The sequence below is a fragment of the Verrucomicrobia bacterium CG1_02_43_26 genome (assembly GCA_001872735.1).
Taxonomy (GTDB): Bacteria; Verrucomicrobiota; Verrucomicrobiia; order Opitutales; family CG1-02-43-26; genus CG1-02-43-26.
This window is the reverse complement of record MNWT01000014.1, coordinates 128,474-145,582: the sequence shown is the minus strand read 5'-3', so window position 1 is coordinate 145,582 and position 17,109 is coordinate 128,474. Positions and strand designations below refer to the sequence as shown.

Here is a 17,109-nt window from a genome sequence, read left to right as displayed (position 1 = left end):
CTAAACCTTGCTCGCCGACTGAATTTCCTTGCGATCATAGATCTTATGATCAACCGCTAGCAATGCCATCTTGTTTGCCTCGAGATACCCCCCAAATGCGAGTGTTGGGCCAACCATAGCCTTTTTCCCAAGTAACGTTCCAGGCTGAAGCACAGCATTACAGCCCACCTCCGCATAGTCCCCCATAATCGCGCCAATCTTGCGTAATGCAGTCGGCACACGGCCATAGGGCGTTTTTACAGATATATCCTGATGGTCTAACCTTAGATTTGCCAAAATCACACCTGCTCCCAAATGAGCCCCATTCCCCAAAATAGAGTCACCCACGTAATTAAAATGAGGTGTCTGTACATTGTCCATTAAGATACAATTTTTGTACTCGCAAGAATTACCTAAAACACAATTTGCCCCCACAATGACATTGCCACGAATATATACTCCCGGCCTAAGCTCGGTCTTAGGGCCAATGAAGCAAGGTCCCTCAATCACACCATAAATGGGCAGCTTAGCAGTAGGATCAATAAACACGTTTCCAGACACGCGTAGTCCTTCCGGTATATCCTTTTTTGTCTTTCCTCCCGAGAAATTAAACGACTCTAATGCTAATTGAATTTGAGGCAACCATTCCCATGGCGCAGCATCAGGTGAAAAAAAATCCCTAAAAGGGATTGATGCGGGTAAGTCAAAAAATACTGAAGCTTTCATGGGGCTTAAAAAAATGGAGCGAGCGAAGGGATTCGAACCCTCGACGTCCACCTTGGCAAGGTGGTGCTCTACCAACTGAGCTACGCTCGCACTCTCAATACTACTACTTGGTAAGAATAGAAAGTTATCTTATAAATCCAGCTCCTGAAGTCAAGCTTTTCCACTAACTTTTATTACAAAAATATCCTCCAGACGCCAAGTCATTCCCAGGCATTAGCTTGCAGATACCCCTACAGGCAGATCTTGTTTTTGATTAGGCTTCTTGTAAGGTACACGCGTGGGCTTTTTTGGGGTGTAATAAATAGCGTTCTTGTATAATTCTCTTTGGAAAATTTTGGAATACCTTGATACAGATTCAGCAGTCCCGACAATTAAAATACCATTACTATCTAAACGCTTGGAAAGCCTTTTTAGTAGATCTTCCTTAAAGGATTCATTGAAATATATGATGACGTTTTTGCATAAAATTAAATCGAAATATCCCAATTCATTTAATCTATTTTGCAGGTTGTGTTTTAAGAATTTCACGCGCTCGCGAATCGAATCTTTTATCTGCCAAGATAACTCGTTGTATCTAAAGTAGCGTTTTTGAAAGTCTTCATCTAAGCCACGCGCAATTTCCATAGGGCTGTAGATCCCTTCTTTGGCTTGATGGATCACTTTACTAGAAATATCTGTCGCGATAATCTGAAATTGCTCTGGTTTTAGATCAGATGCCATAACATTTGCTAGCATCGAATCAATGAGCATCGCAATAGAATACGGTTCCTGCCCCGTCGAGCAACCAGCGCTCCAAATACGTATCTTGTTTTTTGCCCCGCTACGCAACAGTTTCATAAAACCAGGGATAACTTTTTCGCGCAACAGCGCCCACATTCCATTTTCGCGAAACCACAGGGTCTCGTTTGTTGTTATCGCGTCAATGATCTTTTCTCGTATAATACCGGTAGCGTCATGTTTTGCTTTTAAATAAAACTCATAGTAATTTGAGCATTCTAGTTCACGGAAAAGTGGCCCAAATCGAGATTCAATCAAATACATTTTATCTTCGTTTAGGGAGATACTACAGTGCTCTTCAATATAACCTCGAAGCAGATCATACACTTTCTTGTCTAGATGGTTATTGACACTCATTCGACTAAATAATGTGAGTATTCGATTCCATGAAGTTGGTAGGAGCCCTATTTCTACGTGCTAATAGATTAATCGCTTCAGAAATAGAATCAATCGGCAAAATCTTATCGGCAAGGCCATCTTCTATTATATGCCTTGGCATGGCATCCACAATACAGGTATCAGGGCTCTGAACAATACAGTACAGGGGGTTAACTTTTCGTAGCGCTCGTACTCCGGCTGTGCCATCTCGCCCCATCCCGGTTAATATAATGACCAATATTTCTCCCGAAAAATTATTAGCTGTCGATTCGAATAAAACATCAATAGACGGGCGACACGAGTTTACTGGGGCGTTCTTATTTAATGCAATTTCATAGCCTCTACTTCCTTTAATAATGCCCATATGATGCCCACCTGGCGCAATGAGTACTTGGTTAGGAGAAACGATCATACCAGAAGCAGCTTCGCTAACGTCTATTTTTGATTCTTTCGCCAAATGCTTGGCCAATGATGCCGTATAAATTTCAGGCATGTGTTGAACAATAAGCACAGGACACCCGATATCACTATCCAAGAGCGGAATGACTTTTCGTAAAGCGCTTGGCCCACCAGTAGATGAGCCTATTAAAACCATATCTACTTTTGAAAGTCGCTTTCTGTGCTTGGCAATACGAGGGCCAAGCATTGAATGATTGGAAAAATTCCCCGAGTACACCAAGTCTACCACTTCTTTTAATCTGGCTTCTAACCTTAATTGCTGGGATTTGGCATCCAGGGTATTTGCTTTTTCTATGAACCCCAACGCGCCCAACTTTAATGCCTCCATCACTAGCGGATTGCTTTGGTCAACGACTCCACTAATCATAACAACCGGAAGGTTCGGATAATTTTTCTTGATCGCTTTAAATACCGCCAGGCCGTCCATATCCGGCATAAAAACATCTATAATAACCAAATCCACATCTAGCTTCTTGAGCTGCCTTAAGGCGCCTTCACCTGAATATGATTTACCGACACAATTTGTTTCAGGAAAAGCTTCTACGATTGACACTAATATGTTCCTGAAAACAATGCTGTCATCAATAATAAAAACGTTTAGTTTTGTATCCCGCATTCGCTAATTTGAAAAGTTTCTCGTACAATTAATGCCTCTTATTTCTATCGCCGGTCCCAGTAACCGTTCAATTTCATCCCGAAGGCTTTCTTTATTTAACTTGGATTGAAATGAATCCATACCCGCCTTCTCACCTTTTACACGATTCTTCTCCGTGCACAAAGTAGTCAAAGCAATCACAGGCTTATCTTTAAATCGCTCGTAGGACTTTATTTTACGCGCCAACTCATAACCATTCATAATCGGCATTTCTACATCCGTAAGCACTAAATCGTAATCATTCTCCTGCAACAGTTGCCATGCCTCCTGACCATTCTGAGCAACATCCACTTCGGCACCAAATTCACGTAAATATTTCGCAACCACTATCCTGAAAAATTCCGTATCTTCAGCAAATAATAATCGCTTCCCTTTCATGATAGATGAGGTCCTCTTCCAATCATACATCACAGGGTCTACGGTTTCAAACAGCCCATAAACATCTATAAACAATGTCATTGTCTCGTTAATTAATGTGGAACCTAATATTCCTTTGGCTTTGATCGTTTCTTCATCCAATTTCAAATCGCTCTGCACAATGTCTACGATCTCGCTCACCAGAATACCCATAGGCTTGCGTACAAACTTGGGTATAATAACAAATAACTTCTCTGCCTTTGAGTCCAATGGGGTGACTTCTATATAATCATGTAGCCGGATTAATCTCATCGAGGCTTCACGATGTGTCATAAATTCTTTTTCCCCAAAATGCTCTATCTCGGTTGTATTTATTTTTTCGATACGATCGATCATTGAAATATTAATCGCAAAAACTTCTTCCGGCCCGCTTTTAAATAGAAGTATGGGCTGATGCTCAATCACGCAGTTTATGCTATTTTTTACGGCTTGTAGTTTCCCTTCATCTTTAAATTCGGAAAACTCCATGCTCGCGGCATGCGCAATACAATTAGGATCCAGTATCATGGCAATTTTGCCATCTCCTAAAATCGTTGTCCCGGAATAACATTTTGAGTCGTGAAAATAATCGCTGAGGGGCTTAACAACAACTTCCTCTACGTCAAATAGTTCGTCTACAATAAGGCCGTAGCGTTCTTGGTCCGCCTTTAACACCAATATATAGCCTTCTTGCTTTAATGACAACGTGGAGAGGTTAGATCGCTTCACCGCTTCGGGTTTAACTTCGTTTAGCTGCTCTACAGATTCACCGGACGCGCGTTTATCTGTCCCTTCCATATCAAGCAATGTCGCTAAATCAACCAGCGGAAGCATCTTATCTCTTAATCTTAAAATAGGGCACCCCCTAACTGCTTGTATTTTGTTAATCTTACTGATTTTTACGATCTCTTCTAAATGTATCTGCGGAACCGCAAAGCACCGATTCCGAGAAGCTGCGATCATGGCTGGAATAATGGCTAAAGTTAAGGGCAAGCGCATAGTCACATACGTGTATTTGCCTTTTACAGAATCTAACTCCACATTCCCGCCCAAACGCTCAATATTTGCGCGCACAACATCCATCCCAATTCCTCTACCGGAAATCTCGGTCACTTCGCTCGCTGTCGAAAACCCGGGGGTAAACACCAGCTGAAATGCTAATTGATCATTTAATAAATTGGCCTCCTCGGGTGTGATCAACCCTTTTTCAATCGCCTTATTCTTGATACTAAGAGGATCCATCCCCTTACCATCGTCCCAAACACTGATTTGAACTTGGCTTCCCACATGGCTGGCCATAAGTTTAATCGTTCCCGTTCGCGGCTTGCCTTTCTCTAATCGAGCTTCAGGAAATTCTATCCCGTGATCCACACAATTGCGTATCATATGCGTGAGGGGATCTGATAACATCTGCACGATAGATTTATCAATCTCAACGCCTATCCCGAATGTCTTAAATTCCACTTCCTTTCCCAACTTGCTGGATAAATCCCGAACCACTCGGTTAAACTTTTCAAAAAGATTCCCAATCGGCTGCAGTCGCGTCTGCATCACCTTCTCCTGCATCATTGAAGTCACCGACCGGATCTTCTGCATCACCCCGCCTAATCCGGATTTAGGCATATCTAGTTTACTTAATACGCGCATTAATTGATTTCTGGCCAATACCATTTCACCTGCAAGATTCATCAAATCATCCAAAAGGGGCACAGCTATCCGTATTGTCTCATCAGGTTTATGGGTGGCATGCTCTCCTAAACTAAAAGCAAAATTGACCGCATTGATGCCTTTTGTCTGAAACATGGCTCTTGTTTTTTTATCCAAGAATCGTGTAGCTTTTCGTTTTGCTTGGTTAAATTTTTGCTCTGCTTTAGCCAGAGAAACTAAATCCCTTATATTGTCTGAACCGTTTTTATCTTCTTTTTTATTACCGATTCGCTCTAAATGAGCTTTCCAATTTTTAATAGTTTTTTCAGGAATTTTTTCAATCTGCTCAATCGCTATATCCCACGCCATCTGTATCAGCTCCGTATCCATGGTTGAGGAAAAGAGCACTTTACAGTCAATGTCCGCTTCAATCGGGTTTTCTAGCCCATCGATTTCCGCTATATCCGTATTTGAATCTAAATATTCTCCAAAGGATGATATATACGAAAAGAAATCAACTAACTTGCGGTTTTTCTCATGAACATCTCGTTTCAAATTGACGGTGATAACATAAAATAAATGCCCGTTACTGATGGATTCTTGCAGCATCTCTGCAGTAGCCTTAAATATCCGCAAATTTTCCGGCAGGTCGATATTCATCTCCAAGGCCTCTTTAAATAAACCAGCGGATCCTTTCTGCTTTTCTCCGATTAATTTTTCAACAGCTTCACGCTCTTTGCCAATATCTATTCCTTCACTATTTACGGCATCGTTTACTAAAATGCGCAACTTGTCCGCACCGGATAATAGCGTATCCACAATTTTCGCATTCACCTCGAGCTCGCCTTCGCGTATCTTTGATATCACGCTCTCCATAACGTGAGCCAATGAGGAGATATTATTAAGGCCAAAAAACCCGGACGTTCCCTTGATCGAATGAACTCCTCGAAAAATTCGATTTACTAATTCCTTGTCGGTACTGCTCTTCTCTAACTTAAGCAAATCCGGCTCCAAGCTATCCAAATGTTCGCTGGACTCTTGAACGAAAACGTCCAACATTTCCTCGCTTTCAAATGACATAACTAAACCGAATTACACATTAGCCTCAATACCAAACCTTTCCTTCATCTTCACGAATGAAAATAACTTCATATTCGATTGCGAGCACCCCGTAATCTTAAATTTAATCGAACGCTTCTGGCACTCCTGATACACACTGATCAACAGGTTCAACCCCTGAGAATCGATAAGATCCACATCTTTTATATCCAGCGTAATCGTATCTATATCCCCACTTTCGTGAAATATTTCTTGAAACTGGCTCTTCTTTCGCGAAACAGATGTTGATATCAAATCTTCATGTATCGATATCGTCAAATCTCCATTTTCTAATGTGCGCTTCATTTTTTGACCTTCCTATAATTCATTAACGTTTAGGCTAATAGCTCTTCCTGTTCCATTGATAAAATCTCTACCGGTTTCAATATGGGCAACAGTTGATTATCTAACTTAACAATGCCTTCTAAAAATTTACTGGATACACCCAAATCGTGTTTGTCTTGCAACTTTGTCAGCTCTGCACTGATAACATCGCCTATCTCATCCACATACAGCCCCACGATATCATCACACGTCCACATATCCGCACGGCGGTGAAGATAGTTTAACCGCTCCAACTCAGCGTTACTCTTCAGCACAATATATACGCCCTGTTGTCCAGGTGTCCTTGCTTTTATACCAAGAAGCCCCATCACGTCCAAAACCGTTACGATCTGGCCACGTAGGTTAATCAGCCCTTTCACAAAGTAAGGTGCGCGATCCACACACCGAATCTCCAAACTACGATTAACTTCCCGCACAAACAAAATGTCTATGCCAAACATATCATCGCCCAACTTAAACGTAATAAATTGACGATGAGCCATAACATTAATAATGGATAGGGGAGTTTATCAAGAAGGGGGGTATTGTCTTTGGATTAAACCTATATTGGGCTTGATCAGAATATGGAGCCGGCTGTCAGACTCGAACTGACGACCGTCCGCTTACAAGGCGGGTGCTCTACCAACTGAGCTAAGCCGGCGCAATAGGCGCTTCCATAAACAATATATGGCAGCTTTTTAGCACAAATGCCAGCTTTTATTTTAATTAAATGCCTAAAAAAACGAGTCTCTATCAGCATTTCTAAAACGTCCGGTTTGCAAAACCATTAACATCTCGCAATCAATGCTTTCCAACTTCAGCAAATAGAACCCAACTCTTTCTTACATATATCAACCAATATAGAAAGATTTGCGCTTGACCGCAATATTTCACGTCCCTTATCATTAAATCGTTATCTAAACCTTTATTTAAACCCAAGCACCCAATTCAATATGTCTGAAAAAGATCAAAATAAAAACGAGAAGCAATCTTGTTGCAGCACTGAAAAATGTTGCCCTTCAAAATGCCTTAACTGGTCTCGCGCCGTTAAAGCGGGCATCATAGCCACAGTAGCCATGACAATTGTCATGTTCTTACTGGGCATGAATTCCCTATATCTCCTCGGAGAACTCGCTTTAGGTAATGCAGCTAGTCTCTTCGCTATCTACTTAGTAGGTGCTATCATTCACTTCGGTGTTGGTATTATTTACGCAATTATCTTTGCGCTCATCTTCGCTCCCATCCCTTGCATGAATGCTGCTGTAAAAGGAATCATCTACGGAACAATCCTAACAATCATTGCCTGGTTTGCATTGCCTCCCGTTATAGCTAAAGTGCAAGACATGCAACAATCCAATAATCCTTGTATGGTTATGGTCGTCGAAGAAGAGGAGGTCATCACGATCACAGAAAACGTCTGCCAACCCTGCAACCCTTGCATGGCTAACCCATGCAAATCTATGACTCAAATGAATCCATGTAATCCCTGCAATCCATGCAACGCGGCCACTTCTAGCGCATTTATGGGCATGCTCATCAGCTGGATCAACCACGTTACCTATGGTCTTGTGCTCGGTTTAGTATACTGCCGCAAAAAGGCTAGGAAAGATAAATTTTAAACACTTCCCCCCAAAAAAAACTAAAAGGGTCTTCGTTTAATAAACGTAGGCCTTTTTTTTATTTCGATGCACAGATTTCTTTTTCTTCTGGCTTAATAATATAAGAGGGCTTGGCATCTTCCAACTTCTCTAGATAATCCAGGGTATAGTGTAGTCCTCTACTCTCCTTCCGCTGCATCGCGCACTCGATTACAAGAAGTGCCACTTGGGTCAAATTACGCAGCTCTAGCAACTTAGGTTCCACTTTAAAGTCCCAATAATACTCGTTAATCTCGTTACTCAAATTCTGTATCCGTGTCTTTGCCCGTTGCAAGCGTTTTGTAGACCGCACAATGCCCACATAGTCCCACATGGTTTGTTTCAATTCTTCCCAATTATGAGAAAGGACAACGCGCTCATCAGAATCTTGTATATCCCCGCTCACCCAGGAGGGTAATGGCATAGAGTCGTCTTGATATCTTTTTAAATAATCAATAACAGATCTTGCCCCTCGTCTCGCCATCACAACAGCTTCTAATAAAGAATTACTTGCTAAACGATTTGCACCATGAAGTCCCGTACAAGCTGCCTCACCACAAGCATACAGGCCGGGCAATTCCGTTTCCGCGCTTATGTTTGTTACAATGCCGCCACATAAATAATGCGCTGCTGGAACAACGGGAATATAATCTTTTGCCATATTGATACCTCGTTGAAGGAGGGTCTCAAAAATATGGGGAAATCGCTTTTTTAAATAATCTTCGCTTTCATGTGTAATGTCTAGCCACACATGCTTAGATCCCGATTGTTTCATCTCCAAATCAATAGCTCTTGCCACAATGTCCCTCGAGGCCAGATCTCCTCTGGTATCATATTTTGGCATAAAGGAATTCCCTTCCATATCACGTAATATGGCACCTTCTCCACGAATTGCTTCACTGATCAAAAATCTGTCGTCGTCTTTTGTATAAAGCGCGGTTGGGTGAAATTGCACGAACTCCATATTACTGATTCCTACCCCGGCTCGATACGCCATTGCTATCCCGTCTCCGGTGGCAATATCCGGATTCGTTGTAAACTGGTAGGCTTGCCCGATTCCGCCGGTTGCGATTAATATCACTTTTGCGGCAAAGGTCTTCACTTCTCCTTTGTTCGTATCCAGCGCATACAAGCCCAATACTTCATTATGCTTACTATAGTGCTCCGGGAAGTTTTTCTTCAGCGTAATCAGATCAATTGCAAAAAAGTGTTCCAATACTTCAATATTTTTTAGCTTGGCTACGGAATCTAACAACGCACTTTCAATAACTTTTCCGGTCACATCGTTTGCGTGCAATATCCTGCGCTGCGAATGCCCACCTTCTTGACCGAGCGAAAAGCTGCCGTTCTGTTCCTGGCTAAACTGAACGCCAAATTGTATCAATTCTTCAATACAGGCTGGTGCTTCTTCTACAATTTTACGGGCCACGCTTTCATCATTTAAACCGTCTCCGGCATCCAAGGTGTCTTTAATATGTAAATCAAATGCATCACCTTTACTGGTTACACAGGCAATCCCGCCTTGCGCGTAATTTGTATTAGAATCCGCACGGTTCTTTTTTGTGATAATCGCAACGGAGTAACCTTTCTGGGCAACTTCTAACGCAAAACTCAGACCGGCTATGCCGCTCCCTACTACAACAACATCGTACCCCATTTGTGCCATCTAAAGAATTATATTATCTATCAATCGATACTCGTCTAGCCACACGGCTGTCATAAGCAAAGTTTGCCCGGGTACCACTTCTCTTAAGGGTTTCATCGTAACTTTATCGACAACTGACACATAAATCACGCGCAATCTCAAGCTCTGGCGTAACTTATGCGTCGCTTCAGCAATAATTCTGTCCACATTACGCATTCCTTGATCCGCCATTTTCTTACCGGCTTCCAGGGCTTCATAAACTTTTCTCGCATCGTTTCGTTGCGCATCTGTCATTAAAAAATAACTCGAGCTGTAAACCACGCCGTGTTCATCCCGCACAATCGGAATCTCACACAGTTTCACGTCAAATTGTAAATCTTTTATCATTTTAGTAACCACTGCGGTCAATTGTGCGTCCCGTTGTCCTAGGCATAGCCCATCGGGTTTAATCGCGTTTAGGTAAACAGCGATCAATGTGGTCACACCTTTAAAGTAATAGGGTCTGGATTTCCCGCATAAATCTTTGCTCAATTCATCTTCGGCCACGCTCGTGGAAAAGCCTTTTGGGTAAATTTCTTCAACGCTCGGAGCAAATAGGATATCGATTCCTCTGGCTTCACACTTTTTTTTATCTCCTTCGAGATCTTTCGGGTACTTTGCTAAGGTTTCATTTGGCCCAAACTGCTTCGGGTTTACGAAAACGGCCACAATCACAATATCAGCCTTCTTTTTCGCTTCGTCAAACAACCGCAAATGGCCTTCATGAAGGTATCCCATGGTTGATACCAAGCCTATCGTCTTCCCTTCCTTGCGTAACGCATCGACTTTTTCTTTTATATCTTTAATGCGTTCGTATACTTCCATATCAGATGGTATTTGTGGCTGACTTTTTATGATTTTATACTATCTAATATATGTAGTACAATAACAATTCTCTCATGCTCTCCCATTCCTACATCCAAGATCTCTTTGCGGAACGCATCGGCGGTAAACTCTACGGTAAATCCACCGAACTCTATAAATTTGCTAAAATTAAGCTCGCTAAAAATGAGGCTATTCTGGAAAAACCTCATTTAGATATCATCGATATGGGCGTGGGTGAGCCGGATGATATGGCTTTCCCGGAAATCGTCAGCGCGCTCCAGTTAGAGGCAGCTCTCCCCGAAAATCGCACCTACGCGGATAATGGTTGTCGCGAATTCAAGGCAGCGGTTGCTCATTATATGCTTAATCTGTTTAACGTTAAGTTAAACCCGGATACCAATATCATCCACTCCATCGGCAGCAAATCCGCTTTATCAATCCTCCCTACGTGCTTTATTAACCCGGGGGATGTCGCTCTCATGACGATTCCTGGTTACAATATCTTTGCAACCCATACCCGTTATCTGGGGGGGGAGGTGTTTAATCTCCCGCTAACCGAGGATAATCATTATTTGCCGGATCTCAACGCTATTCCAAATGAGATAGTAGAGCGCGCAAAGGTTTTGGTGCTTAATTATCCTAATAACCCAACGGGCGCTTCAGCTCCCCTTGAATTCTATAGGGATGCGATCGCCTGGGCTCGTCAAAATGAAATCATAATTATCCAAGATGCCGCCTACTCCGCCCTCGTCTACGATGGTGTTTACCGTTCCATATTCCAGGTTCCTGAAGCGATGGAAAATTGTATCGAGGTTCATTCCCTTTCGAAGAGTTTTAATATGACGGGTTGGCGAATGGGCTGGGTCTGTGGTAACCCTTTAATCATAAAGGCCTACGGTGATGTCAAAAACAATACAGACTCCGGCCAATTCCTCGCTATCCAAAAGGCAGCTGCGCTTGCCCTTTATACACCGCAAATTACCGACAAGATAATGAAGAAGTACTCACGGCGTATGCATCTTCTTATGGGTGCGCTCAGTGAATTGGGCTTTATCGTCTCAATGCCTAAGGGTAGCTTTTTCTTGTATACAAAAGCGCCCAGGTCTGCCAAAAGGGGTAGCGAAATAACCCATTTCTCCAATGCGGAGGACTTTAGTCAATGGCTTATCCGTGAACATCTTATCAGCACGGTTCCTTGGGATGATACCGAAGCGGGTATTCGCTTCTCGGTCACGTTCCACGCCCCTTCCCCTGTTGAGGAAATGTACGTGGTTGATGAAATCAAAGCGCGGCTCCAAAATTATATATTTACTTTCTAAGAGTGACAATCCTCAGTAACGTCGCATGCTGGGGTCAATTTTGCGCGCCCAGCCTTCTATCCCGCCCATTAAATTAGTGGCATTGTCCCACCCTTTTTCACGTAAGAAATTGGTCATATAAAGGCTTCGCCCACCGTGGTGGCAATATACAACCACTGTCTTGTTTTTTGGTATCTGTTGAAAACGTTCAGGAAGCTCCCCCATCGGTATATGAACAGATCCTTCTAGTCGGCATATATCTACTTCGTAGCTTTCGCGCACATCTAGTAACAATACTTCGCCGGATTTCAGCCAGTCTGCTACCGTTTCAGCTTCTACTTCGTAGGGCAATCCTTCGGTCACCAAATGGTCTTCTCTATTCAGCGTACACTCAAATTCATAATTGCTAGCTTCAATCGAAATTATCCTGGGGTGTGTCCCGCATAGGGGGCACTTGGGGTCTTTCTTAATATGCATTTTCTGAAAGCGTCCCGCTAAGCTTGCTACAGTCAACATCTGGCCGCTTAAGGGTTCTCCTAAACCCACAATAAACTTAAGCGCTTCCATCGCTTGCAGGCTGCCTATAACACCACAAAGCGCCCCCAATATCCCTGCTTCAGAGCAGTTCGGAACGGTTCCGGGCTCCGGCACTTCCGGAAACAAACAGCGGTAACAGGGCCCGTCTTTATAAGCTTCAAAAACGGTTACCTGGCCTTCATATTGAAATAGGCTACCGTAAACAAGTGGTTTATTGAGCATATAGGCCGCGTCGTTCATTAAATAGCGTGTGGGAAAATTATCTGTCCCGTCCACCACAAGGTCGTACTGCGCTAATATCTCTAAAACATTGTCCGGCCGAACGCCTGTTTCATGTATAACCAATCGGCAATGGGGGTTCAAGTTAGCTAACCGTTCTTTGGCCGAATCCACTTTTTTGCGCTCTATACCAAGGGTATCATGCAAGACTTGTCGTTGCAAATTATGCTCTTCAATAACATCCATATCGGCCAACCCAAGGGTGCCCACACCTGCCGCGCATAAATACATAGCTACAGGGCTACCCAGCCCCCCTAATCCAACAATCAATACGCGCGCGCGCTTAAGTTTCTCTTGCCCAAGCTTTCCGATTCCTGGCAAAATAACATTGCGTCCATATCGCGCCAGTTCTTCTGATGTCAGTTCGTCCATTATCCTTTTATTAATATTTGAAATTTCTTCCTTCAAATGTTATTTGTTTTTACACAATTTATCAAACTAGAATATAGTAAATAAAAATCATTATATGAAAAATAAATATGTGGTCATTATCGCGGGGGGCAAGGGGGAACGTTTCTGGCCTATGAGCCGTCTCTCTCATCCTAAGCACGTACAAGCTATTGTCGGCAGCAAGCCTATCATCGTCCAAACGCTTGAAAGGCTCGAGGGTATCGTCCCTAAGGAAAACATGCTTATCATCACGAATGCCACTCAAAAAGAGGCTATCTGTGATGTCTGTAAGGATTTTATAACACCGGACCAGGTAATCATCGAACCTGAAGGGCGGGATACCGCCGCTGCCGTTGGCTTAGCGAGTGTTCTTGTTAAGCGCAAGAATCCGGATGCTGTCTTAGCTATCTTCCCGGCCGATCATGTCATTAATAACAGGGACGATTTCCAGGGTACGTTAAATGCTGCTTTTTCTGCCGCGCAAAGGGATTCTGTCTTGGTAACGATTGGCATCAAGCCTCGCGAGGCTTCTACATCCTATGGTTACATCCAGCGTGGCAAGGAATGGGAGAACTTCGCTGGCTACACGGCTTTCTTTGTCCGTCGTTTCGTTGAAAAACCGGATAAATCAACGGCAACGGAATATATCGTTTCGGGTGACTACTACTGGAATGCCGGTATGTTCATCTGGTCCGCAAAGGCCATCCTTTCCGCTTTTGAGGAACATGCTCCTAATCTCTTCGCTTCTCTCAAACAAATAGATTCCGAGCTCGCGGCTAATAAACCGATCGATGGGGTCTTAAAGGATATTTTCCCTAAAATGGAAAGGATTTCGATCGACTACGCGGTCATGGAAAAGGCGATCAATGTCGTTGTCATTGAATCAAGGTTCGACTGGGATGATGTTGGTGAATGGGAGGCCATCGCTCGCCACTTTCCTCAAGATAGTGCCGGTAATGTCATCAATGGTACTGCTTTTGCTGAGGACTCGAATAACAACATCATCGTCAACACAGATGGTCACTTAACCGCTGTCATTGGCATCAGCGATATGGTGATTGTTCAGACCAAAGATGCTACGTTGATCTGTCCTAGAAATCGCACAAAGGATATCAAGGCTTTGGTTCAAAATTTGTCTCAAGACGCTAACCTAAAGAAATACACTTGAACTACCTAGGGATCGATTACGGGGAAAAACGCATAGGGCTCAGTTTCGCGGATGAGCTGGGTATCGCTCTGCCCATCCCGCCTGCTATCGGAAAATCGTTAGAGGATCGTCTCCAACAAATTTCAGATGTAATCAAACAACGCAGGGTCGGGGCTATCGTCATCGGCTACCCGTACAACATGGATGGTTCCATCGGTTTCAAGGCAAAGGAGGTGGATCAATTTATCGATATCCTAAAAGTGCGTTTCCAGCTCCCTATTCATAAAACGGATGAGCGGCTCACGTCCGCTCAGGCGGAGTTTGACATGCAAAGCATAATGCATAAAAAAAAGCGCAAAACGATTGCCCAACAACAAAGGGATCGTAAAACGGGTGATATAGATTCGCGGGCCGCAACGTTAATCCTTCAAGAGTTCCTCAATGCGTTGGAGGGGTAAATGTGCTTACGATGGTACCAACTTCTTCGGCTGGCAAAGTCAATCGGGGGGCAATACTATACAGGATTTTCTCGAAGCGCGTCTTCACGTCATTTTCAAACAACCCGTCCGTGTCCATAGCTCAGGGCGTACAGATTCGGGTGTCCATGCCAAGGAACACGTTTTCCATTTTGATGCCGATTGGGTCCACTCCACACCGGAGCTCCTAAGAGCACTCCGTTGCGGCCTCCCAGCAGGCATCCAGGTCTACGACATCAAAAGGGTATCGGATAAATTTCACGCGCGCTATTCCACCAAGGGTAAGCGTTACGTCTATCGCTTCCACAGGGGTTATGCCCCGCCCATGGAATCTCGCTACACCCATTCTATAGGGGATAGACCAGTAGACGTTAAGGCCATGCAAGAGGCCGCTAAATACTTAGTCGGCGAACACGACTTCAGTGCTTTCGGTGCCGCTCGTGAGGACAATGTTAAGGATAATCCCAACAAAAATATCTGGAGGGTTGATATCCTGGCCCGTGGCTCCAAAATCCGTTTAATAACAGAGGGCAGTGGCTATTTGTACAAAATGGTTCGTAGCATGGCGGGTACGTTGCTAGAGGTCGGTTTAGGTAAAATGGAACCCACTCGCGTCAAAGAGATTCTAGATAGCCGAGTTCGCTCGCGGCTCGTAGTAACCGCCCCGTCCAAGGGGCTCTGTCTCGAAAGGGTCTATTATTAAATGAGTATGACAAAGCGCCTCACCAAACCTTTTTTTCCCTTCGCTCCTCTTAAGGGTTCAAAGTACAAGGGTCTCTACTGGCTAGCCGCTATCTTTTTCGGCTCAATTTTAATCGCTATGGCGGTAACGCCTCTTATCTACGATTTCGTCCAGAATTGGCACGCGTCTTCCCCTAATCAACTCAACACCTACCTCTCAAAAAAGGGTATCCATATTTATTTTAATCGTGTGCGTTTGGCCGCTGTTATTGCGTTACTCCCCTGGATGCTCTACTCCTGCGGCCTCTTTCAATGGTCCGCAATAGGTCTAAACTTCACGCAACAGGGCTTCAATCGAGCATTCAGGTGGTTCTTCATCGGCGCTTCACTGATTTTCTTCATGGCTGCTTTCCGCTTTATATACGCCTCTGGTTTTTCTCTTCCCGTCATTGCAGACACCCTTTATGAGAAAATAAGATTAATCAAACACCTCTCGCTTCCCCTTATTTTCATCTCTGCCATCGCAGTCGGTGTACTCGAAGAGGTTCTCTTTCGTGCCATCATCTTTCGTTTCTTCTATCAAGCGCTTACGCCTATCATCGCAATCGTCCTTAGCAGCTGCTTCTTCGCCTACGCCCATTTCAAAATCCATGCCAGCCCGGATGCAGGTGTCTACACAATCGCCCTAAATAACATCTTTGGCATCGGCAAAAGCTTTAATTTAATCGAATTCATAAACCTCGCTTTACTGGGTGCCTTTCACAGTCTTTTGCTCATACGGACAGGTTCGCTCATGCCTTGTATCGGCTTCCACGCGGGCACAGTCTTTATCATGCTCTTCACGCGAAAATATTTCGCGATAACAGATACCGCTGTCCCGGCTTTCCTGGGCACAACAAAGCTGATCGATGGGGTCTTACCGCTCATTGTTCTTGCGCTTCTGGTCTCTGCGCTTTACTTCGACTGTTTTCACAGAAAATATGCTCAAGTTCGTTAAAATTCTTCTCGATTGGCTCTACCCCAGAGACTGCCTTTCTTGCCAAACGCGTTTAACGAAGAATAGTTCTCTCCAATACCTCTGCCAACCGTGCGCACATAAAATCGAATGGGTACACTCCCCTCACTGCAAAACATGTGGCTACCCTTTCTACGGAGATGTCTCTGGTGAACGCGTTTGCCCTAAGTGTGTTGAGCTCGATCCCGTATTCTCAAATGGCAAAACGGCTTTTTTATTAAGGGGCACGGGTAGGAAGATCATCCACGAGTTAAAATATCACCGGGGTCTCTATTTAGAAAGGGACTTAAGTGCTCTTCTATCACAGCAAACCGAGTTTATAAATTTCATCAACAACGCCGTCTTGGTACCCGTCCCGCTCCATGCAAAAAAGGAGCGTAAGCGCGGCTTCAATCAAAGCCTCTTTATCGCAAACGTCTTAGCAAACGCAGCACAAAACACTAAGGTAATGGAGCTCCTTCAGCGCACCAAGAACACAAAAACCCAAACGCGTATGAATCGCCAGGAGCGTCTTAAAAATGTGCGTAAGGCTTTTGCTTTAAATAAAAACAAATCGCTAGACCCAGACGTCCGTTATATCATCATAGACGACGTTTTCACAACAGGCTCAACAACAAATACGTGTGCTCATATTCTCAAAAAACACGGCGCAAAACATATCGATATCCTCACCATCGGCCACGGCTGATCTCTTCAACTCC

At 43.8% G+C, this 17,109-nt stretch carries 16 protein-coding genes and 2 tRNA genes; 7 read left to right on the top strand and 11 right to left on the bottom strand.

The features are described 5' to 3' along the window. From AUJ82_05520 to AUJ82_05485, 8 genes are all read right to left on the bottom strand, one after another. The gene (locus tag AUJ82_05520) at positions 1-705 is read right to left on the bottom strand and encodes a UDP-N-acetylglucosamine diphosphorylase (GenBank protein ID OIO59688.1); all 705 of its coding nucleotides are present in this window, start codon (positions 703-705) and stop codon (positions 1-3) included. 14 nt (positions 706-719) lie between these two features. Then, positions 720-795 (bottom strand) — tRNA-Gly (locus AUJ82_05515). A 123-nt stretch (positions 796-918) separates the two neighbouring features. Beyond that, on the bottom strand, positions 919-1,809 hold the full coding sequence (locus AUJ82_05510; GenBank protein OIO59687.1) for a hypothetical protein: 891 nt from the start codon (positions 1,807-1,809) through the stop codon (positions 919-921). A 34-nt stretch (positions 1,810-1,843) separates the two neighbouring features. Continuing rightward, complete coding sequence (locus tag AUJ82_05505; GenBank protein ID OIO59686.1) at positions 1,844-2,935, bottom strand: hypothetical protein; 1,092 nt, start codon at positions 2,933-2,935, stop codon at positions 1,844-1,846. Positions 2,936-2,938: 3 nt separating this feature from the next. After that, complete coding sequence (locus tag AUJ82_05500; GenBank protein ID OIO59685.1) at positions 2,939-6,097, bottom strand: hypothetical protein; 3,159 nt, start codon at positions 6,095-6,097, stop codon at positions 2,939-2,941. Between the two features lie 12 nt (positions 6,098-6,109). Further along, positions 6,110-6,421, bottom strand: coding sequence for a hypothetical protein (locus AUJ82_05495; GenBank protein OIO59684.1), 312 nt, complete (start codon positions 6,419-6,421; stop codon positions 6,110-6,112). Between the two features lie 29 nt (positions 6,422-6,450). Next, entirely contained in the window at positions 6,451-6,942 is a 492-nt protein-coding gene (locus tag AUJ82_05490; protein ID OIO59683.1) for a hypothetical protein, read from the bottom strand. An 82-nt stretch (positions 6,943-7,024) separates the two neighbouring features. Next, positions 7,025-7,100 (bottom strand) — tRNA-Thr (locus AUJ82_05485). A 292-nt stretch (positions 7,101-7,392) separates the two neighbouring features. On the opposite strand from AUJ82_05485, the gene AUJ82_05480 reads away from it, so the two are divergent. Continuing rightward, a complete protein-coding gene (locus tag AUJ82_05480) occupies positions 7,393-8,058 on the top strand; it encodes a hypothetical protein (GenBank protein ID OIO59682.1) in 666 nt (221 codons plus the stop codon). A gap of 58 nt (positions 8,059-8,116) precedes the next feature. On the opposite strand, the gene AUJ82_05475 is transcribed toward AUJ82_05480, so the two are convergent. Then, positions 8,117-9,733, bottom strand: coding sequence for an L-aspartate oxidase (locus tag AUJ82_05475; GenBank protein OIO59715.1), 1,617 nt, complete (start codon positions 9,731-9,733; stop codon positions 8,117-8,119). 9 nt (positions 9,734-9,742) lie between these two features. After that, positions 9,743-10,585, bottom strand: coding sequence for a pantoate--beta-alanine ligase (locus AUJ82_05470; GenBank protein OIO59681.1), 843 nt, complete (start codon positions 10,583-10,585; stop codon positions 9,743-9,745). A 74-nt stretch (positions 10,586-10,659) separates the two neighbouring features. Here AUJ82_05470 and AUJ82_05465 point away from each other — a divergent pair, with 74 nt between their 5' ends. Beyond that, entirely contained in the window at positions 10,660-11,904 is a 1,245-nt protein-coding gene (locus AUJ82_05465) for an aspartate aminotransferase (GenBank protein ID OIO59680.1), read from the top strand. Between the two features lie 12 nt (positions 11,905-11,916). On the opposite strand, the gene AUJ82_05460 is transcribed toward AUJ82_05465, so the two are convergent. Continuing rightward, on the bottom strand, positions 11,917-13,071 hold the full coding sequence (locus AUJ82_05460; GenBank protein OIO59679.1) for a molybdenum cofactor biosynthesis protein MoeB: 1,155 nt from the start codon (positions 13,069-13,071) through the stop codon (positions 11,917-11,919). Between the two features lie 94 nt (positions 13,072-13,165). Here AUJ82_05460 and AUJ82_05455 point away from each other — a divergent pair, with 94 nt between their 5' ends. From AUJ82_05455 to AUJ82_05435, 5 genes are read left to right on the top strand one after another with little or no spacing between them, the layout of a single operon-like run. Continuing rightward, positions 13,166-14,257: a mannose-1-phosphate guanyltransferase gene (locus AUJ82_05455; protein ID OIO59678.1), complete on the top strand. Its 1,092-nt coding sequence runs from the start codon at positions 13,166-13,168 to the stop codon at positions 14,255-14,257. After that, positions 14,254-14,694, top strand: coding sequence for a Holliday junction resolvase (locus AUJ82_05450; protein ID OIO59677.1), 441 nt, complete (start codon positions 14,254-14,256; stop codon positions 14,692-14,694). The genes AUJ82_05455 and AUJ82_05450 overlap by 4 nt, the downstream gene beginning before the upstream one ends. Further along, positions 14,678-15,415: a tRNA pseudouridine(38-40) synthase TruA gene (locus AUJ82_05445; protein OIO59676.1), complete on the top strand. Its 738-nt coding sequence runs from the start codon at positions 14,678-14,680 to the stop codon at positions 15,413-15,415. Before AUJ82_05450 ends, AUJ82_05445 begins: the two co-directional genes overlap by 17 nt. Then, positions 15,416-16,390: a hypothetical protein gene (locus AUJ82_05440; GenBank protein OIO59675.1), complete on the top strand. Its 975-nt coding sequence runs from the start codon at positions 15,416-15,418 to the stop codon at positions 16,388-16,390. Then, positions 16,374-17,096: a hypothetical protein gene (locus tag AUJ82_05435; protein OIO59674.1), complete on the top strand. Its 723-nt coding sequence runs from the start codon at positions 16,374-16,376 to the stop codon at positions 17,094-17,096. Before AUJ82_05440 ends, AUJ82_05435 begins: the two co-directional genes overlap by 17 nt. The last annotated feature ends 13 nt before the right edge of the window (positions 17,097-17,109 follow it).

Coding starts and splice junctions, on each gene's coding strand:
- AUJ82_05520 (OIO59688.1), bottom strand. CDS start 705: ATGAAAGCTTCAGTATTTTTTGACTTACCCGCATCAATCCCTTTTAGG.
- AUJ82_05505 (OIO59686.1), bottom strand. CDS start 2,935: ATGCGGGATACAAAACTAAACGTTTTTATTATTGATGACAGCATTGTT.
- AUJ82_05500 (OIO59685.1), bottom strand. CDS start 6,097: ATGTCATTTGAAAGCGAGGAAATGTTGGACGTTTTCGTTCAAGAGTCC.
- AUJ82_05495 (OIO59684.1), bottom strand. CDS start 6,421: ATGAAGCGCACATTAGAAAATGGAGATTTGACGATATCGATACATGAA.
- AUJ82_05490 (OIO59683.1), bottom strand. CDS start 6,942: ATGGCTCATCGTCAATTTATTACGTTTAAGTTGGGCGATGATATGTTT.
- AUJ82_05480 (OIO59682.1), top strand. CDS start 7,393: ATGTCTGAAAAAGATCAAAATAAAAACGAGAAGCAATCTTGTTGCAGC.
- AUJ82_05475 (OIO59715.1), bottom strand. CDS start 9,733: ATGGGGTACGATGTTGTTGTAGTAGGGAGCGGCATAGCCGGTCTGAGT.
- AUJ82_05470 (OIO59681.1), bottom strand. CDS start 10,585: ATGGAAGTATACGAACGCATTAAAGATATAAAAGAAAAAGTCGATGCG.
- AUJ82_05465 (OIO59680.1), top strand. CDS start 10,660: ATGCTCTCCCATTCCTACATCCAAGATCTCTTTGCGGAACGCATCGGC.
- AUJ82_05460 (OIO59679.1), bottom strand. CDS start 13,071: ATGGACGAACTGACATCAGAAGAACTGGCGCGATATGGACGCAATGTT.
- AUJ82_05455 (OIO59678.1), top strand. CDS start 13,166: ATGAAAAATAAATATGTGGTCATTATCGCGGGGGGCAAGGGGGAACGT.
- AUJ82_05445 (OIO59676.1), top strand. CDS start 14,678: ATGCGTTGGAGGGGTAAATGTGCTTACGATGGTACCAACTTCTTCGGC.
- AUJ82_05440 (OIO59675.1), top strand. CDS start 15,416: ATGAGTATGACAAAGCGCCTCACCAAACCTTTTTTTCCCTTCGCTCCT.
- AUJ82_05435 (OIO59674.1), top strand. CDS start 16,374: ATGCTCAAGTTCGTTAAAATTCTTCTCGATTGGCTCTACCCCAGAGAC.